This window comes from Streptomyces sp. CB01881, assembly GCF_002953255.1.
In the GTDB taxonomy this organism is placed as follows: Bacteria; Actinomycetota; Actinomycetes; order Streptomycetales; family Streptomycetaceae; genus Kitasatospora.
In genome coordinates, this window is record NZ_CP026498.1 from 1553569 (window position 1) to 1577414 (window position 23846).

21 protein-coding genes are annotated in these 23846 nt (G+C 74.4%); 13 read left to right on the forward strand and 8 right to left on the reverse strand.

The genetic code is table 11. The features are described from left to right. Positions 1-127 precede the first annotated feature (127 nt). Both C2142_RS06805 and C2142_RS06810 read left to right on the forward strand, forming a co-directional pair. Positions 128-2557 carry a right-handed parallel beta-helix repeat-containing protein gene (locus C2142_RS06805; protein ID WP_148641544.1) on the forward strand — a complete coding sequence of 810 codons (2430 nt, stop codon included), beginning with the start codon at positions 128-130 and terminating at the stop codon, positions 2555-2557. A gap of 173 nt (positions 2558-2730) precedes the next feature. Next, positions 2731-3186, forward strand: a complete 456-nt coding sequence (locus tag C2142_RS06810; RefSeq protein WP_148641545.1) for a DUF6191 domain-containing protein — start codon at positions 2731-2733, stop codon at positions 3184-3186. A 27-nt stretch (positions 3187-3213) separates the two neighbouring features. Here C2142_RS06810 and C2142_RS06815 read toward each other — a convergent pair whose 3' ends face one another. After that, the gene (locus C2142_RS06815) at positions 3214-3804 is read right to left on the reverse strand and encodes a TetR/AcrR family transcriptional regulator (RefSeq protein WP_148641546.1); all 591 of its coding nucleotides are present in this window, start codon (positions 3802-3804) and stop codon (positions 3214-3216) included. 127 nt (positions 3805-3931) lie between these two features. Between C2142_RS06815 and C2142_RS06820 the strand changes: the two genes are divergently transcribed. Then, complete coding sequence (locus tag C2142_RS06820) at positions 3932-4441, forward strand: DUF4267 domain-containing protein (RefSeq protein ID WP_148641547.1); 510 nt, start codon at positions 3932-3934, stop codon at positions 4439-4441. 171 nt (positions 4442-4612) lie between these two features. On the opposite strand, the gene C2142_RS06825 is transcribed toward C2142_RS06820, so the two are convergent. Together C2142_RS06825 and C2142_RS06830 are read right to left on the reverse strand one after the other, a co-directional pair. After that, the gene (locus C2142_RS06825; RefSeq protein WP_148641548.1) at positions 4613-5746 is read right to left on the reverse strand and encodes a PLP-dependent cysteine synthase family protein; all 1134 of its coding nucleotides are present in this window, start codon (positions 5744-5746) and stop codon (positions 4613-4615) included. A gap of 193 nt (positions 5747-5939) precedes the next feature. Beyond that, positions 5940-7166 (reverse strand): ROK family protein, encoded by a 1227-nt coding sequence (locus C2142_RS06830; RefSeq protein WP_148642241.1) that lies wholly within the window; start codon positions 7164-7166, stop codon positions 5940-5942. Between the two features lie 236 nt (positions 7167-7402). Here C2142_RS06830 and C2142_RS06835 point away from each other — a divergent pair, with 236 nt between their 5' ends. Next, a complete protein-coding gene (locus tag C2142_RS06835) occupies positions 7403-8527 on the forward strand; it encodes an MFS transporter (RefSeq protein WP_241003128.1) in 1125 nt (374 codons plus the stop codon). A 78-nt stretch (positions 8528-8605) separates the two neighbouring features. Continuing rightward, entirely contained in the window at positions 8606-9355 is a 750-nt protein-coding gene (locus tag C2142_RS06840; protein WP_148641549.1) for a barstar family protein, read from the forward strand. A 66-nt stretch (positions 9356-9421) separates the two neighbouring features. On the opposite strand, the gene C2142_RS06845 is transcribed toward C2142_RS06840, so the two are convergent. Continuing rightward, positions 9422-10645 (reverse strand): RNA-guided endonuclease TnpB family protein, encoded by a 1224-nt coding sequence (locus C2142_RS06845; protein WP_148641550.1) that lies wholly within the window; start codon positions 10643-10645, stop codon positions 9422-9424. A gap of 183 nt (positions 10646-10828) precedes the next feature. On the opposite strand from C2142_RS06845, the gene C2142_RS06850 reads away from it, so the two are divergent. Continuing rightward, positions 10829-11407: a HutD family protein gene (locus C2142_RS06850; protein ID WP_148641551.1), complete on the forward strand. Its 579-nt coding sequence runs from the start codon at positions 10829-10831 to the stop codon at positions 11405-11407. A gap of 117 nt (positions 11408-11524) precedes the next feature. On the opposite strand, the gene C2142_RS06855 is transcribed toward C2142_RS06850, so the two are convergent. Then, a complete protein-coding gene (locus tag C2142_RS06855) occupies positions 11525-12517 on the reverse strand; it encodes an alpha/beta fold hydrolase (protein WP_241002421.1) in 993 nt (330 codons plus the stop codon). Between the two features lie 114 nt (positions 12518-12631). On the opposite strand from C2142_RS06855, the gene C2142_RS06860 reads away from it, so the two are divergent. Both C2142_RS06860 and C2142_RS06865 read left to right on the forward strand, forming a co-directional pair. Beyond that, on the forward strand, positions 12632-13909 hold the full coding sequence (locus C2142_RS06860; protein WP_148641552.1) for a helix-turn-helix domain-containing protein: 1278 nt from the start codon (positions 12632-12634) through the stop codon (positions 13907-13909). Between the two features lie 160 nt (positions 13910-14069). Beyond that, entirely contained in the window at positions 14070-14525 is a 456-nt protein-coding gene (locus tag C2142_RS06865) for a hypothetical protein (protein WP_241002422.1), read from the forward strand. A gap of 160 nt (positions 14526-14685) precedes the next feature. Here the strand turns inward: C2142_RS06865 and C2142_RS06870 are convergent, their stop codons facing one another. Beyond that, complete coding sequence (locus tag C2142_RS06870; RefSeq protein ID WP_148641553.1) at positions 14686-15444, reverse strand: acyltransferase; 759 nt, start codon at positions 15442-15444, stop codon at positions 14686-14688. A gap of 121 nt (positions 15445-15565) precedes the next feature. On the opposite strand from C2142_RS06870, the gene C2142_RS06875 reads away from it, so the two are divergent. After that, positions 15566-16354, forward strand: a complete 789-nt coding sequence (locus tag C2142_RS06875; RefSeq protein ID WP_148641554.1) for a maleylpyruvate isomerase family mycothiol-dependent enzyme — start codon at positions 15566-15568, stop codon at positions 16352-16354. 18 nt (positions 16355-16372) lie between these two features. On the opposite strand, the gene C2142_RS06880 is transcribed toward C2142_RS06875, so the two are convergent. Next, positions 16373-17146: an enoyl-CoA hydratase family protein gene (locus C2142_RS06880; protein ID WP_148641555.1), complete on the reverse strand. Its 774-nt coding sequence runs from the start codon at positions 17144-17146 to the stop codon at positions 16373-16375. A gap of 189 nt (positions 17147-17335) precedes the next feature. Here C2142_RS06880 and C2142_RS06885 point away from each other — a divergent pair, with 189 nt between their 5' ends. Continuing rightward, positions 17336-18133: an ATP-grasp domain-containing protein gene (locus C2142_RS06885; RefSeq protein WP_148641556.1), complete on the forward strand. Its 798-nt coding sequence runs from the start codon at positions 17336-17338 to the stop codon at positions 18131-18133. A gap of 59 nt (positions 18134-18192) precedes the next feature. Further along, positions 18193-18609, forward strand: a complete 417-nt coding sequence (locus C2142_RS06890; protein WP_241002423.1) for a RidA family protein — start codon at positions 18193-18195, stop codon at positions 18607-18609. On the opposite strand, the gene C2142_RS06895 is transcribed toward C2142_RS06890, so the two are convergent. Beyond that, positions 18606-20060 (reverse strand): MFS transporter, encoded by a 1455-nt coding sequence (locus C2142_RS06895; RefSeq protein ID WP_148641558.1) that lies wholly within the window; start codon positions 20058-20060, stop codon positions 18606-18608. The two genes, C2142_RS06890 and C2142_RS06895, sit on opposite strands and share 4 nt — an antisense overlap. An 84-nt stretch (positions 20061-20144) precedes the next feature. Between C2142_RS06895 and C2142_RS06900 the strand changes: the two genes are divergently transcribed. Both C2142_RS06900 and C2142_RS06905 read left to right on the forward strand, forming a co-directional pair. Further along, the gene (locus tag C2142_RS06900) at positions 20145-21137 is read left to right on the forward strand and encodes an ArsR family transcriptional regulator (RefSeq protein WP_148641559.1); all 993 of its coding nucleotides are present in this window, start codon (positions 20145-20147) and stop codon (positions 21135-21137) included. Between the two features lie 303 nt (positions 21138-21440). Beyond that, a complete protein-coding gene (locus tag C2142_RS06905; RefSeq protein ID WP_148641560.1) occupies positions 21441-23759 on the forward strand; it encodes a glycosyl hydrolase family 18 protein in 2319 nt (772 codons plus the stop codon). Positions 23760-23846: the final 87 nt, after the last annotated feature.

The following is a 23846-nucleotide window of genomic DNA, read 5'->3' on the forward strand; positions in this document are numbered from 1 at the left end:
GCACCTCTCCGCGCCGCGCGGGCGGACCGCGCACGCGGGCGCGCTACGGTGGGCGGACGGCCCGCGCACCCCCGCGCGTACGGCCCGTTGATCGCCGGCTCGACGAAGGTGGGGACGACAGACCGTCATGGCTGAGCACAGGGTCCGGGTCACCCAGGACAGCGCATCCCGCTGGCGGCGCCGCGCCGGCGAGTACGACACGCTCGCGGAGGCCCTCGCGGCCGCCGAACCGGGCGACACGGTGACCGTCCGGCCGGGCACCTTCCGGGAGAACCTGGTGCTGGACAAGGCGGTCACCCTCGTCCCGGCGCAGGGCCCCGGCACCGTCCGGATCGATCCGCCGAGCGGTGTCCCGCTGACCGTCACGGCCGCCGCCACCGTCCGCGACCTGGTGATCGAGGGCAGCGACAGCTCCGTACCGGCCGTGCTGGTCACCGGCCCGGAGGCGACGCCGGCGCTCAGCGGCTGCCGGGTGGAGACCCGCTCGGCCAGCGGCGTCGAGGTCACCGACGGCGCCCGGCCCACCCTGCGCGGCTGCGTGGTCACCAACCCGGCCGGTCTCGGCCTGCGGCTGCGCGGCGGGGGAACCGCCGCCGCCTTCGACGACTGCGAGGTCGCCGCCGCCGGGCAGGCCGGGATCGCCGTCCTCGGCGGCGCCACCGCCGCGCTCCAGCGCTGCCGCATCCACCACGCGACCGGCGCCGGCGTGCTGCTCACCGACCCGGGCAGCGCCGCCGAGCTGACCGGCTGCGAGATCTACGAGATCCGCGGCAGTGGCGTGCAGGCCGAGGCCCAGGCCGGCGGGCGGCTGGTCGACTGCGACATCCACCGGGTCACCGGCAACGGCCTGACCCTGGACGGCGAGGCCGAGCTGGTGCTGACCGGCTGCCGGGTGCACGACCTGCCGGAGAACGGCGCCGACCTGCGCGGCCGGGCCCGGCTCGGCCTGGTCAACAGCACCGTGCGGGACTTCGGGCGCGGCGCGCTCTCGGTCTGGGACCAGGGCACCGAGGCCACCGCCGAGTCCTGCGAGATCCACGGCTCGTCCGGCGAGTACCCGGCGCTCTGGGTCAGCGACGGCGCCCGGCTCACCCTCACCGACTGCTCGTTGCACGACCTGCCGGACGCGCTCTTCGTCCTGGACCGCGACTCCGCCGCCACCGCCGAGGGCTGCTCGTTCAGCCGGATCCGCAGCTCCGCCGTGTCCGTCAGCGGCGGCGCCGGGGTGACGCTCTCCCGCTGCCGCGTCCAGGAGGCCGGCACCGGGCTCTGGTTCCGCGACCACGGCAGCGGCGGGCTGCTCACCGACTGCGAGATCTCCGACGTGGCCACCGGCGTGATCGTCACCAAGGGCGCCGACCCGGTGGTGCGCGACTGCACCGTCCGGGCCAGCTCGGACGCCGGCGTGTACGTCTCGGCGCAGGGCCGCGGCACCTTCGAGAACTGCCGGGTCTCGCACGGCAAGGGCTTCGGCTTCCACATCATCGACGGCTGCCGCACCGCCCTGACCCGCTGCCGGGCCGAGCAGAACGAGCGGGCCGGCTTCGAGTTCTCCGAGCCCGGTCCCGTGGTGGAGGCCTGCACCTCGGACGACGTCGGCCCGGCCGCGCCCGCGCCCGAACTGCCCGCCCCGCGGGCCGCCCAACTCGCCCCTGCGGCACCGCCGTCGGCGGCCCCTTTGGCCGCCCAGGCCCCGGCCCCCGGGCCGGCCCCGGCGGCGATCGGGCCGATCCCCGACTGCCGGCCCGCCGACGAGGCACTGGCCGAACTCGACGCGCTGGTGGGCCTGGCCACCGTCAAGCAGGAGGTCCGGACGCTGATCGACCTGATCTCGGTCGGCCGGCGCCGCCGCCAGGCCGGGCTCAAGGCCCCCTCGCTCCGGCGGCATCTGGTCTTCACCGGCGCCCCCGGCACCGGCAAGACCACGGTGGCCCGGCTCTACGGCGAAATCCTGGCCTCGCTCGGGGTGTTGCAACGCGGCCACCTGGTCGAGGTGGCCCGCGTGGACCTGGTCGGCGAGCACATCGGTTCCACCGCGATCCGCACCGCCGCCGCCTTCGACCGGGCCCGCGGCGGGGTGCTCTTCATCGACGAGGCGTACGCGCTGGCACCCGAGGACGGTGCCCGCGACTTCGGCCGGGAGGCGATCGACACCCTGGTCAAACTGATGGAGGACCACCGGGACGAGGTGGTCGTCATCGTGGCCGGCTACACCGCCGCAATGGAACGCTTCCTCTCCGCCAACCCCGGCATCTCGTCCCGCTTCTCACGGACCATCACCTTTTCCGACTACAGCGCGGACGAGTTGCTGGAGATCGCCCGCGCCCAGTGCGCCGAACACGAGTACGCGCTGGCCGAGGCCACCGAGGGCGCGCTGCTCGACCACTTCGCCACCCTGGAGCGCGGCCCCAACTTCGGCAACGGGCGCACGGCCCGGCAGGTCTTCGAGACGATGGTCGAGCGGCACGCGATGCGCGTCGCCCACCTGGAGGACCCGTCCACCGAGGAGCTCCAGCTGCTCGTCCCCGCCGACCTCCCGGCCGCCCGGCTGCCCTGACCGGACCTGCGCCCGACTGGCCCGGGCCGGACCTGCGCCGCCCTGCCCTGGCCGGACCTGCGCCCGACCGACCCCGACCAGTTCGGCTCGATCTGACCGATTCGGCTCTGCTCGGCCCGGTCCGGCCCGGCAGGACCGGGAACTCGCCCCCGCCGGAGGGGCGTTGGGCTGTCATGGACGTGCTTCTCACCGGCGCGGCCGGCGGGCTGCTGCTGCCCGCCGCCCTGGTCGTCGTGTTCTTCCTCGGCGCGGTCGCCCGCCGGCTGCTCGCGCACCCGGAAGCGGGCGGCGTGGCCGCGGACTCACGCGTGGGCCCGCGGGCCGGCGGGGGCCGTGCGGGTACCACCGCCACCGAGGAACTGCACGCGCTGCTCTACCCGGGCAAGCGCGCCCAGCTGGAACAACGCCGAATCGAGCTGGTACTGCGGGACGACGAACACGACGGCGCACCGAAGCGGACCGGCATCGACCTTGCGGGCGGCACGGCGGTCCTCCGGCTGGCGCCCGAGCAGCGCGGGGCGAGCCGGGAGGCCCCGGGAGGACCGGTCGTTCCGGTCGGACCGGGAGGACGGGGAGGACCGGGAGGACGGGGAGGACCGGGAGGACCGGGAGGACGGGGCGACGGCTGACGACCTCGCCCCCGCCGCGCGGTCCCGTCAGTCCCCGAGGGCCTCGCCCCCCAGCATCCGCTCCACCAGCAGTGCCAGCCGGTGCTCCGCGAAGTCCGGACGCAGCCGGCCGCTGCGGGCCAGCGTGACCAGGCCGTGCAGGGCCGCCCAGACCATCTCGGTGAAGGGCCCCGGGTCCTCGGCGCCGGACACTTCGGCGATCGGTCCGGCGAGCGCGGCGAACGCCTCCTTGAGCGGGGCGGGCGCTTCCGGCTTTCCGAACGGCAGGTCCGTCGCAAGGGTGAACATCGCGTCGTAGAGCGCCGGGTTGGCCGCGCCGAACGCGAGGTAGGCGTCGGCAACGGCGGCGAAGGCCCTGGCCGGCCCGTCGGCCTTCCGCACGACGGCCCGCAGGTCGGCGGCCAGCTCCGAGAAGCCCTCCACCGCGACCGCGGCCACGATCGCGTCCTTGTTGGCGAAGTGGCTGTAGAGCACGGGCTGGCTGTACTCGATCCGCTCGGCCAGCCGACGGGTCGTCACCGCCTCCCAGCCCTCGGCCTCGGCCAGTTCGCGGGCGGTCCGGATGATCAGCCGATGCCGGTCGGCGCGTTCGCGCTCGCGGCGCTCCTGGATTGACATGAAACGAATTCTAGCAGCGCTAGACAAGGGAGCGCCGATCGCGCTAGCTTCGTTTCAGTTCCTAGCGGCGCTAGAAAACAGTGCAGCGCAAGATTCCGGTTCGCATTCGCATCAAGGGGGATCCACCATGTCCGGCACCGCCACCATCGCCAGCACGTCCGCCGCCAACACGTCCGCCGTCGGCACCGGCACCACCGACACCGGCGCCTCGGCCGCCGGACCGACCGGCAGCCGCACCGCCCGCACCGCCCGTGAGCGGACCGCCACCGTCCTGGCCGTCCTGCTCGCCCTCGGCATCGGCTACGTCGGCCTCAGCTACCTGTTCGCCCCCGAGAGCACCGTCAGCGGCTTCGGCCTGCCCGAGTGGCCGCACGGCGGGGCCACCGCGTTCTTCGACGTCAAGGGCATCCGCGACCTCGCCCCCGGGATCGCCATCCTCGCCCTGCTCGCCACCGGCCACCGCCGGGCCCTCGGCATGCTGCTGCTGGCCGACGCGCTCGTCCCGCTCGACGACGCACTCAACGTGCTGAGCCACCACGGCTCGGCGGCCGCCGCGTACGGCATCCACGGCGCGACGGCCGTCGCCGTCGCACTGACCGGCACCCTGCTCCTCACCGAGCGCCGGCCCAGCGTCTGAACCGGCCCCCAGCCAGGCCCGAGCCGCACCACGAGCCGGGCCCCCGGCCGGGCCCACACGCCCCGGGCCCCGGCCTCATACCCGGGACCCAGCGCCTGACCGCCCTACACCTGACCGCCTGGCCCCCGGCCGCCTGACCCCCGACCCCCAGCCGCTCGGGCGGTCCCGGCGTCAGCCCGACCAGGCGCCGCCGGCCAGGAAGGACTCCAGACGGGCCCGGTACGGCGCGATGTCGATCCGCTCGCCGGCCAGCCAGTCGTCCGAGTAGTACTTGTCGAGGTAGCGGTCACCCGGGTCGCAGATCAGGGTGACCACGCTGCCCCGCTCCCCCGCCGCCCGCATCTGCGCGACGATCTTCAGGGCGCTCCACAGGCCCGTCCCGGTGGAGGCGCCGGCCTTCTTGCCGAGCACCTCCTCCAGCACCCGCACGGCGGCGATCGAGGCGGCGTCCGGGACCTTCATCATCCGGTCGATCGCCCCGGGCACGAAGCTCGGCTCCATCCGGGGCCGGCCGATCCCCTCGATCCGCGAGCCGCTGTCGCAGACCGCCTCCGGGTCATGCCGGACCCAGCCGTCGAAGAAGCAGGAGTTCTCCGGGTCGGCGACGCAGATCCGGGTGTCGTACTGCATGTAGTGGACGTACCGGGCGATGGTCGCCGAGGTGCCGCCCGTACCGGCGGTGGCGACGATCCAGGCCGGTTCGGGGTGCGGTTCCAGGCGCAGCTGGGCGAAGACCGACTCGGCGATGTTGTTGTTGCCGCGCCAGTCGGTGGCCCGCTCGGCGTAGGTGAACTGGTCCATGTAGTGCCCGCCGGTCTCCGCGGCGAGGCGGGCGGAGGCCTCGTACACCTCGTCGGAGCGCTCGACCAGATGGCACTCGCCGCCGTGGAACTGGATCAGGTCGATCTTGGCCTGGCTGGTGGACTTGGCCATCACGGCGATGAACGGGACGCCGACGAGCTGCGCGAAGTACGCCTCGGAGACGGCCGTGGAGCCGCTGGAGGCCTCGATCACCGGCTTGCCGGGACGGATCCAGCCGTTGCAGAGCCCGTACAGGAAGAGCGAGCGGGCCAGCCGGTGCTTCAGCGAGCCGGTGGGGTGGGTGGACTCGTCCTTGAGGTAGAGGTCGATGCCCCAGTCCGCGGGGAGCGGGAAGCGGAGCAGATGGGTGTCGGCGGAGCGGTTGGCGTCCGCCTGGACCTTGCGGACCGCCTCCTTGAGCCAGCTGCGGTAGGCCTCGTCAGTGCGGTCCACGTCGTCGGTCCGCCCGGCGCCCGCGCGCTCGGCACTCAGCTGGGTGCCCATCCGTCACTCTCCTCGCTCGACCCCCCGGTCGCTCACTACGAGTGTACGATAGTCACAATAAGTGACCGTTTGCGGTGCCCCAGCTTCCGCTTATCGCGCCCGCCGGGCCGCCGGGCCGCCGGGCCGCCGGCCACCCCGCCCTGCCCCACCACCTCCACCGCCCCAGCCCCCACCACCTCAGCGCTCCACCACCTCAGCGCACCGCCACCGACTGCGGGTCCGCCAGGTACGGCCGCCAGGCCAGCTCCGCCGCACCGGCCAGCGCACCGTGCGCCAGCTCCGCGCCGACGATCGGCACCCGCCCGCTGCGCCCCCACAGGCAGCGCTCGGCGACCACCGCGCGCAGCCGCTCGGGCGCGGCCTCCAGCAGGTCGAGGTGGAGCCCGCTGAGCACCACGCGGTCCGGGTTGAGGATGTTGGCGACACCGGCCAGGCCGAGGCCGAGCCGGTCGATGACGTGCTCGACCGCGGCCCGCGCGCGCTCGTCGGTGGCGGCGGCCCGGCAGAGCTCGCGGGCCTGGTCGAGCAGGGGGCGGTCCGGGTCGGGGGTGAGCCCGGCCGCGGCGAAGAGGGCGTCCGGGTCGGTCTCCGAGTTGAGGCAGCCGCGGTTGCCGCACTGGCAGGGCCGGCCCTGCGGGTCGACGGTGAGGTGCCCGACCTCCAGGGCGAGCCCGGCGCTGCCGGTGTGCAGCCGGCCGTCGATGACCAGCGCGCCGCCGACGCCGCGGTGGCCGGAGGTGACCAGCAACAGGTGGCGGGCGCCGCGGCCGGCGCCGTGCCGGTACTCGGCGAGGGCGCCCAGGTTGGCGTCGTTGGCGATGGCGGCGGGCAGCGGGTCGAGCGCGCGCGGCCCGTTGTCGGCGCGGCCGACCTCGACGTCGTACAGGTCGGCGACGGGCGTGCCGCTGGGCCAGGCGAAGTGCAGGGCGGCCAGCGCGGTGCCGTCCGGTTCGGTGACCGGGTTGGGCAGGGCGAGTGCGGCGCCGAGGCAGCGGCGGTTGCTGTTGCGGGCGAGTTCGGCGCCCGCCTGGGCGACGGCGCGCAGCATCCGGACCGGGTCGGTGGCGGCGGGCAGTGGCCGGTGGACGGGCGCTTCGAGCAGTCCGCCGAGTCCGGCGAGGGTGACGCTCAGGCCGTCGGCGTGGATCTGTCCGGCGATGACGACCGGGCCCTCGGGGTCGATGGCCAGCCGGTGCGAGGGGCGGCCGCGGCCACCGCCGGCCGGGCGGGAATCGACGGTGATGAGACCGAGCGCCTCCAGCTCCGCGGTGACCGCGCCGGCGGTGGCCCGGGTGACGTCCAGCGCGCGGGTGAGCGCCGAGCGGGTCGGGGTCTGTCCGGTGTGGATGAGCGAGAGCGCGGGGCCGAGCAGCGTCCGGCCGCGGTCGGGGGCCGCACGGCGGTGGGCGTCGCGCTGCACGTCGCGGTCGGCCTCGGTGCCGGGGGTCGAGCCGGAGGGCCTCGGACTTGAAGGAGTGAGCTGCACGCCCCTATTGTGACTTTGTGCCGCTCCGAAACAAAATCCGTGACCATGTCCGCACCGACCTGCCGTCCTCCCAGTCTCGCAGCACACCCGCCGCCTCCGACACCCTCCGCCGTCCCGACGTCCCCCCGCAGGGCCCGGCCGGCACCTCCTGGAGTACCGCGCGCCTCGCACTGACCGCCTTCTTCGCCGTCGACGGCTTCCTCTTCGCCGCCTGGGTCGTCCGCATCCCGGACATCCGCAGCCAGGTCAGCGCCTCGCACAGCGCACTCGGGCTCGCCCTGCTCTGCGTCTCGGCCGGCGCCGTCGCCACCATGCCGGTGGTCGGCCGGCTCTGCCTCCGGTACGGCTCGCGGCCGGTCACCGTCGGCTCGCTCGCCCTGCTCAGCCTCGCCGTCCCGCTGCCCGCGCACGCCCACTCGGTGGCGGCGCTCGGCGGCGTCCTGCTGCTCTTCGGCGCGGGCTACGGCGGCGCCAACGTCGCCATGAACAGCGCCGCCGTCGACCTGGTGGCGCAGCTGCGGCGCCCGGTGATGCCGAGCTTCCACGCCGGGTACAGCCTCGGCGGCCTGCTCGGCGCGGGCGTCGGCGGGCTGCTCGCGACCACCCTCACCACCGCGTGGGCGCTCGCCCTCGGCGGGCTGCTCGGGCTCGTCGTGACGGTGGCCGCGGGCGTCGTCCTGCTCCGCGGTCCCGCCGCACCGGTGGTCGTGCCGGAGCGGGCCGCTGCCTCGTCCCCGGGGGCGGCCCGGCTGCCCCAGGCCCGGCTGCTCGTCCTGTTGCTCGGCCTCACCGCCCTCTGCACCGCGTACGGCGAGGGCGCCGTCGCCGACTGGACGACCCTGCACCTCACCGACGACGTCCACGCCACGGCCGGCGCGGCCGCCGCCGGGTACGCCGCGTACGCCTTCGCGATGACCAGCGGCCGGATCGCCGGCACCTGGCTCTCCATCCGGTTCGGCCAGACCCGGCTGATGCTCCTCGGCGGCCTCACCGCCGCGGCCGGCATGCTGCTCGCCGCACTGGCCCCCTCGGTGCCGCTCGCCGTCACCGGCTTCGTGCTGGTCGGCCTCGGCCTGGCCAACCTGTTCCCGCTCGCCATCGCCCGGGCCGGCGCCGCCGGCGGCCCGCAGGGCGTCGCCCTCGCCTCCACCCTCGGTTACGGCGGCATGCTGATCGGCCCGCCGGTGATCGGGTTCCTCGCCGACGCCGTCGGCCTCCCGCTCGCCCTCACCACCGTCGCCCTGACCGCCACGCTGGCGGCCCTCTTCCCCCTCACCGTCCGCGCCCGCCGCTGACGCCCCCTCACCGTCCGCGCCCGCCGCTGACGCCCCCTCGGCGCCGGCCTCCACCCGGCCCACCCGTACGCTGGCACGGTGGACCGAGCCCTGTACCGCCTGACCGGTGAAGAAGACGAGGACCTCTGGGCATACGCCCGGGACGCCACCGGCCTGTTCCGTCCGCTTCCCGGCGGCCGGCGCCGGGTCCGGCTGCTCGGCTGCGTGCCGCAGGGCGGCCTGGAGCGCGCCCTGCGGCACCTCGGCGGCCGGCGCGCCGAGGCCGGCAACGCCCACCTCGACCTGCTGGACCACTCCGGCGCGGAGCTGGGCTCGTACTTCGTCAACTGGGTCACCGCCCGGGAGGTCCGTCCGTCCGCCCTCGGCCCGGAGCTGGTCGACCTGACGCTCGACCTGTGGGGCGACGACCTGCTGCCGCACTCCGAGTGGCCCTGGGAGCTCCGGCGCACCGGCCGGCTGGACCGCCCCGGCCTCTGGCGCTCGCTCGGCCCGGCCGGGCGCCACGCCTGGCTCTCCGTGGCCCTGTGGCACCACGGCCACCGCGGGCTGCCCGACGCCCCGCCCGGCACGGTGTACGAGCTCGACGGCCGGCAGCTCGTCGACGAGGACAGCTTCTACTGCGCCGTCGGCGAGGCCGTGAACGGCCCCGGCGGGTACTTCGGCTGGAACCTCGACGCGTTGGACGACTGCCTGGGGGGCCGCTGGGGCGCCACCGCCCCGTTCACGCTCCGCTGGCACCACTCCGACGTCGCCCGCGCCCGCCTCGCCCGGTTCCCCACCGTGCTGGAGATCCTCCGCAGGCACCGGGTCGAGGTCGACCTGCGCTGACCGCCCGGTGCACCCGTGGCAGGATGCCGCTTTGACATCATCCCCTCCTGATGGAGGGGATTCCCCTCAGCCTCGCGGCTGAGTCGCTGCGCGCCGGCGCTGCGGTGGGACTACTTCCTGCTTCACCGACGACCGCCCGCCCGGAGTGCTCCGTTGAGGTCTTACACCGTCTCCACAGGCCGACACCGCCAGTCCGGCGGCCAGAAGGTTCTTCGCGGCGTTCACATCCCGGTCGTGGGTCGTGCCGCATCCGCACGTCCAGGTACGAACGTTCAGCGGCATCCTCCCGGCGAGGCTGCCGCAGGCGGAGCACAGCTTGGAGGAGGGGAAGAAGCGGTCCACGACCACCAGGTCCCTGCCGTACCAGTCGCACTTGTACTCCAGCATGGACCGCATCTCGGTCCAGCTCGCATCCGAGATGGCCCGGGCGAGCGTGTGGTTCTTGACCATGTTGCGGACGGCCAGGTCCTCGATCACGAGCGTTTGGTTTTCGCGCACGAGCCGAGTGGTGAGCTTGTGCAGGAAGTCCCTGCGACGGTCGGCGATCCTGGCGTGGATCCTGGTGACCCTGACCCGGGCCTTGGCCCGGTTGTTGGAGCCCTTGGCCTTGCGGGCGAGGCCCCGCTGCGCCCTGGCCAGGCGCTCCCGGTCCTTGCGCTCCTGCCTCGGGTTGATGATCCTCTCCCCGGTGGAGAGCGTCACCAGCGAGTCGAGCCCGGCGTCGATGCCGACCGCCGTGTCCAGCACAGGCAGCGGCCCCACGCCGGGGTCCTCGCACAGCAGGGAGACAAACCAGCGTCCCGAGGCATCGCGGCTGACGGTCACCGTGGACGGAACCGCCCCATCGGGAAGCGGACGCGACCACACGAGGGCCAGCGGCTGCGCCATCTTCGCCAAGGTCAGCTCACCGTCCCGATAGCGGAACGCGGAGCTGGTGTACTCCGCGGACGCCCGGGACTTGTGCTTGGACTTGAAACGCGGGTACTTCGCCCGCTTGGCGAAGAAGTTGGTGAACGCCCCCTGCAGATGCCGCAACGCCTGCTGCATCGGAACGCTGGACACCTCGTTGAGGAACGCCAGATCCTCCGTCCTCTTCCAGGCCGTCAGCATCGCGGACGTCTGGTTATAGGTGATGCGCTCCTGGCGAAGCGCCCACGCCTCGGTACGGGCGGCGAGAGCGAGGTTGTACACCTTCCGCACGCATCCGAACGTCCGGGCAAGCATTTCGGCCTGCTCGGCGGTCGGGTAGAAGCGGAACTTGTATGCCCGCTTCACGTGGCTGGTCGGCACAGCTCACACCGTATCGCCTCGGATTGTGACCATGTGACGAATCATCACCTTACGCGTCGGCATACCGCCTTGGCGGCGGTCTGCCGATCCCTGTCCCGCTACGCGGGAGTTTCATCTCTCCCCCGCAAGCGGGAAGTACCCCCACCCCCGGCTGAAGCCGGGGGTATCCACGAAAGGACCCTGATGACGACCAGCGGGCGGATCCAGGTACTGCGGGCGGCCGAGCGCCCGGCGACGGCATGGCTCAACGGGGGCGGGGTGACCAGGGAGGTCGCCGGTTTCCCGGCCGGGGCCGGGCTCGACGCCTTCGACTGGCGGGTCAGCCTCGCGGACGTGGCCTCCGAGGGGCCGTTCTCGGTGTTCGCCGGGATCGACCGGGTGATCACCCTGGTGGAGGGCAACGGCATGGCGCTGACCGTCGACGGGGCCGAGCACCGTGTCGACGAGCCGTTCCGCCCGTTCGCGTTCTCCGGTGACGCGTCCACCGGCTGCCGGCTGCTCGGCGGCCCGGTGGTCGACTTCAACGTCATGACGCGGCGCGGCCGCACCACTGCCGGCCTCGACCTCGCCACCGCGCCCCGGACCGTGGACGTCCCGGCCGGCGGCGTCGTCCTCCTGCTCTGCCTCGCCGGCACCGCCGCACTCGGCACGGACACCACCCTCGACCGCTTCGACGCCGCCCTGCTGGACGGTCCCGGCGGCCCGCACGAGCTGCGGCCCGACGGCGTGACCGCGGTCGTCACCTTCCGCACCGGCCACTGAGCCCGGCCGGGCGCCACCGCCCTCCACGGCACGCCCTGCCCTCCACGGCACGCCGCGCTGCACAGGAAGTCGGCCGATCCGACTTCCTGTGCAGCGTTCATGCGCGGGCAGGGACGGTCAGCCGCAGTAGGCCGGCGTCGCGTGCTCCGGGTCGAGCGCGTTGGTGACCAGGTGCAGCGCGGTCGGCGAGAACGCGATCGCGACGTGCTCGGCGAGTGAGACCGGGCAGCGGTCCTGGAGGACGACGTTGTCCACGGCCGGGCCGCTGAGGAACTGGGTCCGGTACGGCGTGACCACCTCGTCGTACACGGTCGAGATCACCGTGTAGCGGACGCCCGGCACGGTGTCCGGCAGCGTGGCCATCTTCCGGTTGAACGCGGAGCCCATCGCCTGGTCCCGGCAGGCGTTGCAGGCGGTGTAGATCAGGTCGGCGACCCCGGGGAAGTACGACGCCAGGTTGGTGATGCCGTCGAGCGTGGTGCCGTGGTTGGACGGAGCCAGGCCGACGACCTTGTCGACCTTGGCCGCGCCCCCGAGGAACTTCAGGTAGTAGTTCGGGAGCATGCCGCCCTGCGAGTGGCCGACGATGTCGACCTTGGCCGCACCGGTCGCCGTGCGCACCAGGTCCACGAACCTGCCCAGTTGGGCAGCCGACTCGTCGATCGGGCCGAGCCCGCCGACCGGCAGCAGCAGGCCGCTGCCGGAGGAGGTGATGCCCGGCACCATGCCGTAGTCCAGGGCGAAGACGCAGTAGCCCTTGCTCTTGAGCAGCGGCGAGAGGGCGAGCCAGTTCTCGTACCGGTTGGCGAAGGTGCCGTGCACCAGGACCACCGGGTCGGGGTGCGCGGCCGTCGGCCGGCAGCTCCAGTCGTTGGCGCCCGGCGGCGAGGCCACCGAGTCACCGTCCGGCGGGAGTTGGGCTCCCGCGAGCTGATCCGGCGAGGCCGCCGGGGCGGACGCGGTGGGGGTCGCGTCCGCCCCGGCGGCCGCATACGCGGCACCGGCCGGACCGCCGGCGAGCAGCGCACCGGCCAGCAGGGCCGAGCCGAGGGTGCCGAGCAGCCTGCGGCGTACCGGTCTTGCGGGGAAGCGGAGAAGTGGGGTTCCCAACTGTTGCCTCCACAGCGGAAGTTTGTTACCAACAGGTAACCCGAGTGCCTCCATCATGCGGTCGCCCCTCCGACCCGGCCCTTGGGTGTCCCCCAGACCTGGACGGTGTTTTCTGTGACCGGTCACAATTCACCCGCTTGCGCCCCCGGTTGGCGGATCCCGGTGATCGGCGGAGTGCCCGCCGACCAGCGGCTGCTCGGCGCCGTACCGGAGTTGGTCGAGACCGTCATCGCCACCCTGGTCGAACGCGTACCGACCTACCGCCGCCTGCCGCGCGAGCAGGTCGCCGGTGAACTCGCCCAGGTCACCGAACGACGGATCCGCGCCCTCGCCCAGGCCGTCCGCACCGGACTGCCCGCCCCCGCAGCCGAGTTCGCCGCCGTCCGGGAGGCCGCCGCCCGCCGGGCCGAGGAGGGACTGCCGCTCGACGCCGTCCTGCTCGCCCACCACCTCGGCATGGAGGTCTGCTGGGAACTGGTCACCCGGCAGGCCCGCGACGGCGACGCCGCCGACCTGCTCGTCCTCAACCGGCTCCTGCTCGACCAGCTCCGCCGGGCCACCTCCGCCGCCGGCGCCGGCTACGTCGAGGACCGCCGCGACCTCGCCGACGAGCGGCACGCTGCCCGGCACGCCCTGCTCACGGCACTGCTCGACGGCGCCCCCGCCGACGAGGCCGCCGAACGCGCCGGCCTCCGGCTCCCACCCGCGTACGCCGTGCTCTGCCTCGCCGTCGCCGACCACCCCGACGAACAGGCGCCCGGCGTCGACCGGACGGTGGCCGCCCGGCGCAAGCTGCGCCGGCTCCGGGCCGAACTCGACCACCGCACCCGGCAGTCGGCGCTCACCTCGCTCACCGCCACCGGCGGCGTGGCACTCGTCCCGCTGGACCGCGGGCCGGACGCCGTCCCCGCCGCCACCTGGCTGCTGCTCGCCGACACCGTCCACCGGGCGGCCCGCGCCGCGGGCGCGGCCGTCCAGGCCGGCGCGGCGGCGGCCGCCCCCGCCGGGGTGCCGGGCGCGGCCGCGCTCGCCCACGAGGTGCTGGAGGTCGCACGGGCCTTCGGCCGCCCGCCCGGCCTGTACCGGCTCGACGACGTGCTGCTGGAGTACCAGCTCAGCCGGCCCAGCCACGCGCGGTCCCGGCTCGCCTCCCTGATCGAGCCGCTGGCGGACTCCGGCGACCTGCTCGCGACCCTCCGCACCCACCTGGCCGGCGGCCTCAACCGCCGCCACACCGCCCGCACCCTCCACCTGCACCCGAACACCGTCGACTACCGGCTGCGCCGCGTCGCCGTCCTCACCGGCCTCGACCCCACCCGGCCCGCCGATCTCCTCCGCATCGCCGCCGCCATCGCCGCCCACGACGCCGAACGCACCCAGGAGCCGGCCTGACGCCGGACGCCGGACGCCGGACGCCGGACACCGGACGCCGGACACCGGACGCCGGACACCAGGCGTTGGACAGCGGGCGCCTGACGCTCCGACCTCGCTCCCCCGCCCGGGACGCCCCGGCCCCACGTCGTTGTCGGCGGGGGCGGGCAGAATCCGGGGTGTGGACCTGGGACCGGAACTGTCACCCCCACCCGTGAGCCCGTCGAGGCAGGCAGAGCTGAGCCGCGAGATCGGGCGGATCGCCGATCTGGTGGCCACCGCCTCCGCGGGCGCGGAGGCGGCGGTCACGGCCTTCAACCTGACGACCGGCCACGACTACCGGCCCCTCGACTTCACCGGGTACGAGGGCAGCCGGAGCCGGGAGGAATTCGCCCGGGAGGCCGCCCGGCCAGCCCGGCCCCGGGTGCCGGACATCACCCGCGACGAGCTGGTCGAGATCGTCCGCCGGATCCTGGCGGCCTCACCGGAGACCGACCACTACCTGCGGGTGCTGACGGCCAACGTGGTCCATCCCCGGGTCGGCGACCTGGTCTTCCACCCCCCGGCCGGACTCCGCGGCGCCTCGGCGGAGCAGATCGTCGACGAGGCCCTCCGGTACCGGCCGATCGCGCTCTGACCGACGGCGGCCGGGGACCACGCGCTCCCCCGGCCACCGCGCGCCCACCCCGCCAGGGCCCGCCCAGCACCCGGGCCACACCCCGCCAGGGCCCGCCCAGCACCCGGGCCACACACCGCCAGGGCCGGCCCACCGCCGGGGCCCGCCGCTGCGCGCCCCCTCACACCCCCGACTCGCCGGGCAGCCGCAGGTCCCAGCCCGCCAGGGCCCGCAACTGCTCCGCAGTGATGCCGCCGGGGAGCGGGCTGGGCGGGTCGTTGCGGAAGGGGGGCTGCCAGCCCTCCTCCTCGGTCCAGCGGCGGACGACCTTCGCGGGCGCGCCGGCGACGACACTGTGGTCGGGCACCTCGCCGCGGACCACCGAGCCGGCCGCGACCACCACGTTGCGGCCGAGCCGGGCGCCGGGCAGGATCACCGCGCCGGTCCCGATCCAGCTGCCGGAGCCGATCTCGACGGGCTCGTTGCGCGGCCACTGCTTGCCGATCGGCAGGTCGGTGGCCCGGTACTCGTGCGCCTGGTCGGATATGTAGACGCCGGGGCCGGTCCAGACGTCGTCGCCGAGGACGATCGACTGGTGGCCAACGATGTGGCTGTCGCGGCCGATCACACAGCCGCCGCCGATCCGGACGATCGGCTCGGGCCCGAGATCGAGGCCGGGCAGGAAGCCGGCGCTGATGGTGACGCGCTCGCCGATGATCGAGAACGGGCCGATGGTGATCCACTGCTCGTTGAAGACCGCGCCCAGCGGGAAGCTCAGCTTCGTCCCGGCCCCCAGTTCACCGAACCGGTACGGGCCGGGGCTCTCACTGGACACCGCACCGGCCCGCTGCACCCACTGCCAGCCCCGGTGGACGAGCCGCCCGACGACGCGGCGACCGCCGGACCGGGCGGCGGAGAACAGGGAACGGGTGATCGACATGCGGCCACGTTACCGGCCCGTACGGCGCCGTCACCGGGCAGGCGGCCAACATCACATCCGGCCCTCCCACCCGGACGGAACCACGTCCGAAATCCGCCGGAGGCTGCCAGACTCGTACGCCATGGAGATCATCGAGCACATCGACGCGCTGCGCCGCGAGGGCACCCTGCTCGCCGACGCCGCCGCCCGGACCGACCTCGACGCACCCGTTCCCACCTGCCCGGACTGGCGCCTGCGCGATCTGGTGCTGCACACCGGGCAGGTCCACCGCTGGGCCGCCGCCTACGTGCGGGACGGCCACCGGGAGCTGCTGGACGCCGACGGCGAGCGCGCGGTCACGGGGCCGGAGCCGGCCGACGCCGACCTGGTGGACTGGTTCCGCGCGGGCCACGCCGCCCTGGTCGAGGCGCTCGCCGGGGCACCGGCGGGACTGGACTGCTGGAGCTTCCTCCCCGCCCCGAGCCCGCTGGCGTTCTGGGCCCGCCGCCAGGCGCACGAGACGGCCGTGCACCGCTTCGACGCCGACGCGGCGGCCGGGGCCGAAGGTCCACGGGTGGCCACCGGCCTGGCACTGGACGGGATCGACGAGCTGCTCCGCGGGTTCATGGCCGGCAGCCGGGCCCGGGTCCGCAGCGAGCAGCCGCGCACCCTCCTGCTGCAGCCCACCGACGGGCCGGGTTCCTGGCTGCTGACCATCAGCCAGGAACCCCTCGTCGTCACCGCGCCGGGCAGCACCGCCCCCGACCAGGGGACCGGTGTGGAGGCCGGCGCGGACCTCACGCTCACCGGCCCGGCCCACGAGCTCTACCTGCTGCTCTGGAACCGGCTGCCGGCCGAGCGGGTGCGGCTCACCGGTGACCGGTCCCTGCTGGACCTCTGGCGCGAGACGGCCGCCGTCAACTGGAGCTGAGCGCGCCGCGCCGCACCCTCAGCGGGCCCAGGGCGCCGGGCGCTTCTCCAGGAAGGCCCGCATGCCCTGCTGCGCCTCGTCGGAGCCGAACAGCCGGGCCGACAGCTCGACCAGCTCGTCGGCGTCCCGCTCAAAGGAGCGCACCACCTCGGCGTTGGCCAGCCGCTTGGACTGCGCGAGCCCCTGCGGCGAGCCGAGCCGCAGCGCGTCCAGCAGGCCCTTGAGCGCGGTGCCGGTGGACTCCGCGGAGTCCGTGGCCTCGGTGATCAGGCCGATCCGGGCGGCCGCGGCGGCGTCGAACACCTCGCCGGTCAGGTAGTACCGGGAGGCGGCACGCGGGTCCAGCTTGGGGCGCAGCGGCAGCGAGATGACGGCCGGCGCGAGGCCGAGGCGGACCTCGGTGAACGCGAAGGTGGCGGCCGGTCCGGCCAGCGCCAGGTCGGCGGCGCCGACCAGGCCGAGGCCGCCGGCCCGGACGTGCCCCTCGATCACGGCGATCACCGGCTTCGCGCAGTCGACGATGGCCCGCTGGAGGTCGACGAGGCCGCGCGGGCCGACCGTCGGGTCCGCGCCGGTCGCCTCGGAGAGGTCCGCGCCCGCGCAGAACACCTTCCCGGTGTGGGCGAGCACCACGGCGCGGACCTCCGGGTCGGCCGCGGCGGCGGCCAGGCCGGCGGTGAGTTCGGCCATCAGCCGGGTGGAGAGCGCGTTGCGGTTGTGCGGCGAGTCGAGGGTCAGGGTGGTGACGGCGTCGGCGGTGGTGACGCGGACGAAGGGTACTTCGCGGGTCATCGGTGCGGGCCTGCTTTCCGGCTGAGGGTGGGTCGGATTGCCGTGGCGCCGGTCCTCCCCGGACGGCGCCCGGACGACTCTGACATGCCCACCCGCCGCTCGGCCAGAGCCACCCGCCGCGAGACCCGTCACCCCTTCGTACCGAAAACCGGTGGTCGGCCCGCGGCCGGGCACGGCAGCATCGGTGCCATGACCACCGACGCCGTCCTGCTGCTCGCGCCCCGGATCAACGACACCGGGCTCCAACTGCGCACCGCCGCCGGCCGCCGCGGCCTGCGCGCGCACACCGCGACGGCCTGGCGCGCCCCGGCGGAGCTGCTCGGCGCGCCCGTGCACGTCTACGGCGGCCCGCTGTTCGGCGACGCGGTCGGCGGCGCGTTCGGCCTGGCCCTCCTCCAGCCGCCGGACGACTGGCCGGCCCGTCTGCCGCGGGAGCTGACCGGGCGGCCGATGTCCCTCACCACGCTGGCCGAAGCCCGCCGGCTGCGCCGCCCGATGTTCCTCAAGCCGCCGGGCGACAAGCTCTTCCCGGCCAAGGTCTACCCGGACGGCTCCGGTCTGCCCGGCCCGGACGCGCTGGACGACGACACCCCGGTGCTGGCCAGCGAGGTGGTGCGGTTCCACCGGGAGTACCGGCTGTTCGTCCTGGACGGCGAGGTGCGCACCGCCTCGCGCTACGCGGTGGACGGCGACCTGAACATCGCGCCGCTCGACGAGGACCCGTACCGGGCCGAGGTGGCCGCCTTCGCCGCGGACGTGCTGGCCGCCTCGGCCGGGATGCTGCCGAGCGCCGTCGTGGTCGACGTCGGCCCGCTGGACGGCGGCCGCTGGGCCGTGGTGGAGGCCAACACGGCTTGGGCGAGCGGTGGTTACGCCTGCGCCCCGGACGCCGTGCTGGACGTTGTGCTGCGGGCAGGCGGGCCGGCCGCCGTTCTCCCGGCCGCCGACCGCCCGTACTGCCGGGAGCTGCCCGAGGTGGTCCACTGATCGCGGCGGGCGGCGAAGGACACTGGTGCGGTGATCGTCCGTCGGCCACCATGGTCGCCATGACCTCGCACTCCCAGCACCTGACCCACATCGCCGAGCCGCCCGGGGTCGCCCCCGGCACCGGCTACACCCAGGTCGTCACCGGCACCGGCCGCCTGGTGGCCGTCTCCGGCCAGGTCGCGTTCGACGAGCAGCGGCAACTGGTCGGGGCCGGCGACCCGAAGGCGCAGGCACGTCAGGTCTTCGAGAACCTGAGCCGCTGCCTGGCCGCCGCCGGGGCCGGCTTCGGCGACGTCGTCAAGCTGACCTACTTCGTCACCGACATCGGGTTCATGCCCGCCGTCCGCGAGGCGCGGGACGAGTACTTCGGCTCCACGCCGCTCCCGGCCGGTTCGGCGATGCAGGTCGCCGCGCTGTTCCTGCCCGAGGTGCTGATCGAGATCGAGGCCCTCGCGCTGGTCCCCGGGGAGGGCTAGGACGCCTCGACCACGCCTCGCCGCCCGGCCCACTGGACGGCGGGGCGCACGGCCAGGCCGGCGGCGGCGAGCAGGGCTCCGAGGGCGGCCCAGCCGATCAGGCCGTACCCGATCACGGCGGTGCTGACCACCGCCGGCCCGATCATCAGCGCGGCGGACGAGCCGGCGTTGTAGACGCCCTGGTAGGCACCGTGGTCGCGTTCGCCGGCCAGGTCGTAGCTGAGCGCCCAGCCGCCGGCCTGGGCGAGCACCTCGCCGAGGGCCTGCAGGGCGACGCCCGCGAGCACCACCACGGCGGCGACCGTGGCGGGCAGACCGTGGGCCAGGGCGATCACCAGGCAGGACGCCGCCAGGATCACCCCGGCCCGGCCGCAGGCCCGGGCGGCACCGGCCCGCTCCTCGGTGCCCCGGGTGGCCCGGACCTGGAGGGCGATCACCAGCACGGTGTTGACGATCATGGTGGCGGCCACGGTGATCCGGGGCGCGTCGGTGTGCTGGACGACCCAGAGCGGCACACCGACCTCCAGCATCGCGAACTGCAGGCAGAGCAGCGCGTTCAGCACCGTCACCACCAGGAACGGCCCGTCCCGCAGTGCGGGGTTGCGCTTGCGCCCGCCCCCGGTCGGCTGCCCGTCCGCCGCGGCCTTCCGCGCCGCCGCCGGGACGGCCAGGCGGTAGAAGAGCACGGCGACGACGGCGTACGAGGCGGCGTCGGCCAGAATCGCCGTCAGGTACGCCTGCCGGGTGTCCACCTGGAGCGCGATCGCGCCGATCGCCGTGCCGAGGCAGATCCCGATGTTGGTCACCACTCGCAGGTAGGCCCGGCCCGCCACCCGGCGGTCGGCGGGCAGCACCTCCGCGTAGAGCGCGTTGCGCGTGGCGGCCGCGCCGCGGTCGACGGCGGACACCACGCAGGCCAGCGCCAGGAAGGCCGGGTAGCTGTGCACCAGGGTGTAGCCGGCGGTGGCGACCGCGTTCAGGGCGACCAGCGTCACCAGGACCGGCCGCGCGCCCCACCGGTCGGCGGCCCGCCCGGCCGGCACGCTGGCGGCGACCCCGCAGAGGCCCGCGACGGTGAGGCCGAGGCCGAGCTGGGCGGCGCTCAGCCCGAGCACGCGGGTGAAGAAGAGCACGCCGACGGCCATCGAGAGCCCGCTGCCGATGGTGTTGACGAGCGTGATCCCGGCGAGCCGGCGCACCATCGGGTCGGGGTGCAGCAGCCGGGCGGCGCGGCCCGGCCCGGTGCCGGCGTCGCCGGACGGCCCGTCGCCGGAGGATCCCTCGCCGGCGGAGCCGAGGCCGGAAGAGCCTTCGCCGGCGGAGAGGCCGGAGGAGCCGAGGCCGGTCGGGCGCGGGTCGGAGGAGCCGAGATCGGTCGGGCCCGGATCGGGCGATTCGTCGGCGGACAGGCCGGAGGAAGGTGCGGAGGACTCCGCCGATGAGGTGGTCATGCCCACGATCCCACCCCCTCCCCCCGCCTCCGCAGTATTGATTTAGGCTCTGGCTGAAAGCAGCAGCCACCGGGGGCGGAGCACGTGCACAGATTCAGGCTCGGCCTCGCCGACCTCGCCAGCACCTCCTTCGCCTGCTCACCGATCCAGGAGGCCGCGCTCAGTCTGCGGATGTGGACCCACCCGGGCTTCTACGTCCTGCAGTCCCCCGCCTTCGAACGTCTGCGCCCGGCGTTCGAGCGGCTGGACTCCACCCTCCTGCTCTCGCTGGTCGCCGACAACCGCTGGGTGCCGGACTTCCTGACGCCCCGGCCCGCCTCCCCCGCGCCCGACTTCCGCACCGAGCTGGCCGTGGTCCGCGCCCTGCCGCCCGAGGAGCTCCGCCCCGAGCTGGAGCAGACCTTCCTGCCGAACGGTCGGCCGCTGCCGGCCTCGCTGGCGGCCGGGCTGGCCGATCCGGCCCGGCTGCTGGCCCGGATCGCGGACGCGTTGGAGGAGTACTGGGAGCTCTGCCTCGCCCCCACCTGGTGGCCGCAGGCCCGCGCGGTGCTGGAGGCGGACCTCGTGTACCGCGCGCGGGTGCTCGCCCAGCAGGGCGCGGCGGCGCTCTTCGCCAACCTGGACCACCGGTTGCACTGGGAGGACGGGGTGCTCTCGATCAACCGGCGCTGGACGCCGCAGGACGGCGAGATCACCGTGGACGGGCGCGGACTGGTGCTGGTACCGACCTTCTTCGCCCGCGGCGCGATCACGATGATCAGCAACGACCGTGCACCGCAGATCAGTTACCCGGCCCGCGGCCAGGGCGGCATGGCCGGACCGCCGGTGCCGGTCGCCCCGCGGGCCCTGGAGCAGCTGCTCGGCGCCCCGAAGGCCCGGCTGCTCGCGGTGCTGGTCGAACCCGCCTCGACCACCGACCTGGCCTACCGGCTGGGCGTCACCCCGGGCGCGGTCAGCCAGCACCTGGCGGTGCTGCACCAGACCGGTCTGGTGACCCGGGCCCGGCACGGCCGCTCGGTGCTCTACAGCCGCAGCCCGCTCGGCGACGAGCTCACCGGCAGCCCCCGCCGGTCCTGACCGGGGACCGGGGACCGGACCGGGCCACGGGCCGGGCCTCGGCCGGGCCAGGACCGGCCCGGGGAACCGGCGGCCCTACGCCCTCAACTCCCAAGTGGTACAGACCTGTTGACGCATTGGTCCAGTCCTCCTACAGTGCCCATGCCCCGTCTCCCCACGGCGCGGGCACCGGTCGGCCACGCACCACCGGCCGGACGTCGTCACCACCGGACGCCGTCACCACCGGCCGGCGCATCGCGGGCCGGGCACCACTCGTACGGTTCTGCGCCACCCTGTCCAACCCCCACAGTCACAGGGAGAACCATGTCCGACCGATCCAGGGCCGCCGGCCGCCGGGCCCGCCGCCCGCGAGCGCGCAGCAGACTGCTGCCGCTGCTCTGCGCCCTGCTCCTCCCGCCGGCCGCGCTCACCGCGCTGGCCGCCCCGGCGAACGCGGCCGGAAAGCTCACCGCCGCCTTCACCACCGCCGACAACGGCTCGTGGTGGAAGGGCACCTACATCGTCCACAACGACAACGCCGCCGCGGTCTCCGGCTGGACGCTGGAGTTCGACCTGCCGGCCGGCGTGACGATCCAGAGCAGTTACAACGGCACCGCCACCGTCAACGGCCGCCACGTCACCGCCACCAACGCGTTCTACAACGCGAGCGTCCCCGCCCACGGCACCACCGAGCCGTACAGCTTCTGGTTCGTGGCCAACGGCCCGATCGGCACGCCGGCCGGCTGCCGGATCAACGGCGACAAGTGCGACGGGAGTCCGGACGTCCTGCCGTCCGCGCCCGGCACCCCGACGGTCACCGGGTCGACCGCGCACAGCCTCGCGCTGAAGTGGCCGGCCGCCACCGGCGGGGACTTCCCGGTCGCCTCCTACGAGGTGCTGAACGGCGGCGCCGTGGTGGGCACCGGCGCCGGCACCGACACCGTGGTCACCGGCCTCACCCCGGCCACCTCGTACACCCTGGCCGTCCGTGCCAAGGACACCCGGGGCAACGCCGGCCGGCCGAGCGCGCCGGTCACGGCCTCGACCGTCGACCCGGCCACCGACCCGGTGCCGCCCACCGCCCCCACCGATCTCCGGGCCACGGCGGTCACGTCCACGGACGTCACGCTCGCCTGGAACGCCGCCACCGACAACCAGCGGGTGGCCGCGTACGACGTCTACCAGGGCACCGCCCTGGTGCGGTCCGTCACCGGCTCCACCCTGACCGCGACCGTCAACGGCCTCTCCCCCTCGACCGATTACACCTTCACCGTCAAGGCCCGCGACGGCGCCGACAACGCCTCACCCGCCTCGGCCCCGCTCGCCGTCACCACCGCCGACCTGGTCGGGGCCGGCAAGTACGCCCGGGTCGGCTACTTCACCCAGTGGGGCATCTACGGCCGCCAGTACTTCGTGAAGAACCTCGACACCTCGGGCAGCGCGGCCAAGCTCGACGTCATCAACTACGCCTTCGAGAACATCGATCCGGTCAACCTGACCTGCCTGGCCGGCGTGACCAAGGGCACCACCGCCAACCCGCAGGACCCGGACCAGGGAACGGGCGCGGGCGACGCCGACGCCGACTACGCCCGCCCGATGAGCGCCGCCCAGTCGGTGGACGGCGTCGCCGACGACGGTTGGGGCAAACTGCGCGGCAACTTCAACCAGTTGAAGAAGCTCAAGGCCAGGTACCCGAACCTGAAGGTGGTCGTGTCGCTCGGCGGCTGGACGTACTCCACGTACTTCTCCGACGCGGCCGCCACCGACGCCTCCCGCCAGAAGTTCGTCAAGTCCTGCCTCGACGTCTGGATCAAGGGCAACCTGCCGCTCTACAACGGCGCCGGCGGCGACGGCGTGGCGGCCGGCATCTTCGACGGCATCGACCTCGACTGGGAGTGGCCCGGTTCCGGCGACGGGCACGCCGGCAACCACTACAGCGCCAACGACAAGGAGCACCTGACCCTGCTGCTGGCCGAGTTCCGCAAGCAGCTGGACGCCCTGGGCGGTTCGCACAAGCTGCTGACCGCCTTCACCCCGGCCGACCCGGCCAAGGTCGGCCAGGGCTGGGACCTCTCGAAGATCTTCAACTACCTGGACATCGCCAACGTCCAGGGCTACGACTTCCACGGCGCCGGCAGCGACAACTCGTGGGAGCCCGATCGGACCGGTCACCAGGCCAACCTCTACGCCGACACCCAGGACCCGTACAACGTCCACTTCAGCGTGGACGCGGCCGTCCAGACCTACCTCAACGCCGGGGTCAACCCGCGCAAGCTCACCATCGGCTTCCCGTTCTACGGGCGCGGCTGGCAGGGCGTGGCGGACGGCGGCGCGGCGGGCGAGTGGCAGAGCGCGACCGGCGCGGCCCCCGGCCAGTTCGCCGAGGAGGCCGGAACCCGCGGGTACAACAACCTCATCACCACCTTCCCCGACCTCACCGTCCACCACGACCAGCAGTCCGTCTCCACGTACGGCTACACCGGCGCGGGCGGGCAGTGGTGGACCTTCGACGACGCCTGGTCGATCAGCCGGAAGACGGCCTACCTGAAGTCGAGGAACCTGCTCGGCGCGATGATCTGGGAGATGACCGGCGACACCCCGGGCGGCGCCCTCATCACGGCCCTCGACACCGGGCTCAAGTGACCGCCGGACTCACGTGAGCACCGCACTCACGTGAGCACCGGGCCGGACGGACGGGGGGCTCCCGGGGCGGGTACCACCCGCCCCGGG

Coding starts and splice junctions, on each gene's coding strand:
- C2142_RS06885 (WP_148641556.1), top strand. CDS start 17,336: ATGACCACCGACGCCGTCCTGCTGCTCGCGCCCCGGATCAACGACACC.
- C2142_RS06895 (WP_148641558.1), bottom strand. CDS start 20,060: ATGACCACCTCATCGGCGGAGTCCTCCGCACCTTCCTCCGGCCTGTCC.
- C2142_RS06825 (WP_148641548.1), bottom strand. CDS start 5,746: ATGGGCACCCAGCTGAGTGCCGAGCGCGCGGGCGCCGGGCGGACCGAC.
- C2142_RS06880 (WP_148641555.1), bottom strand. CDS start 17,146: ATGACCCGCGAAGTACCCTTCGTCCGCGTCACCACCGCCGACGCCGTC.
- C2142_RS06815 (WP_148641546.1), bottom strand. CDS start 3,804: ATGTCAATCCAGGAGCGCCGCGAGCGCGAACGCGCCGACCGGCATCGG.
- C2142_RS06850 (WP_148641551.1), top strand. CDS start 10,829: ATGACGACCAGCGGGCGGATCCAGGTACTGCGGGCGGCCGAGCGCCCG.
- C2142_RS06905 (WP_148641560.1), top strand. CDS start 21,441: ATGTCCGACCGATCCAGGGCCGCCGGCCGCCGGGCCCGCCGCCCGCGA.
- C2142_RS06870 (WP_148641553.1), bottom strand. CDS start 15,444: ATGTCGATCACCCGTTCCCTGTTCTCCGCCGCCCGGTCCGGCGGTCGC.
- C2142_RS06875 (WP_148641554.1), top strand. CDS start 15,566: ATGGAGATCATCGAGCACATCGACGCGCTGCGCCGCGAGGGCACCCTG.
- C2142_RS06890 (WP_241002423.1), top strand. CDS start 18,193: ATGACCTCGCACTCCCAGCACCTGACCCACATCGCCGAGCCGCCCGGG.
- C2142_RS06805 (WP_148641544.1), top strand. CDS start 128: ATGGCTGAGCACAGGGTCCGGGTCACCCAGGACAGCGCATCCCGCTGG.
- C2142_RS06820 (WP_148641547.1), top strand. CDS start 3,932: ATGTCCGGCACCGCCACCATCGCCAGCACGTCCGCCGCCAACACGTCC.
- C2142_RS06810 (WP_148641545.1), top strand. CDS start 2,731: ATGGACGTGCTTCTCACCGGCGCGGCCGGCGGGCTGCTGCTGCCCGCC.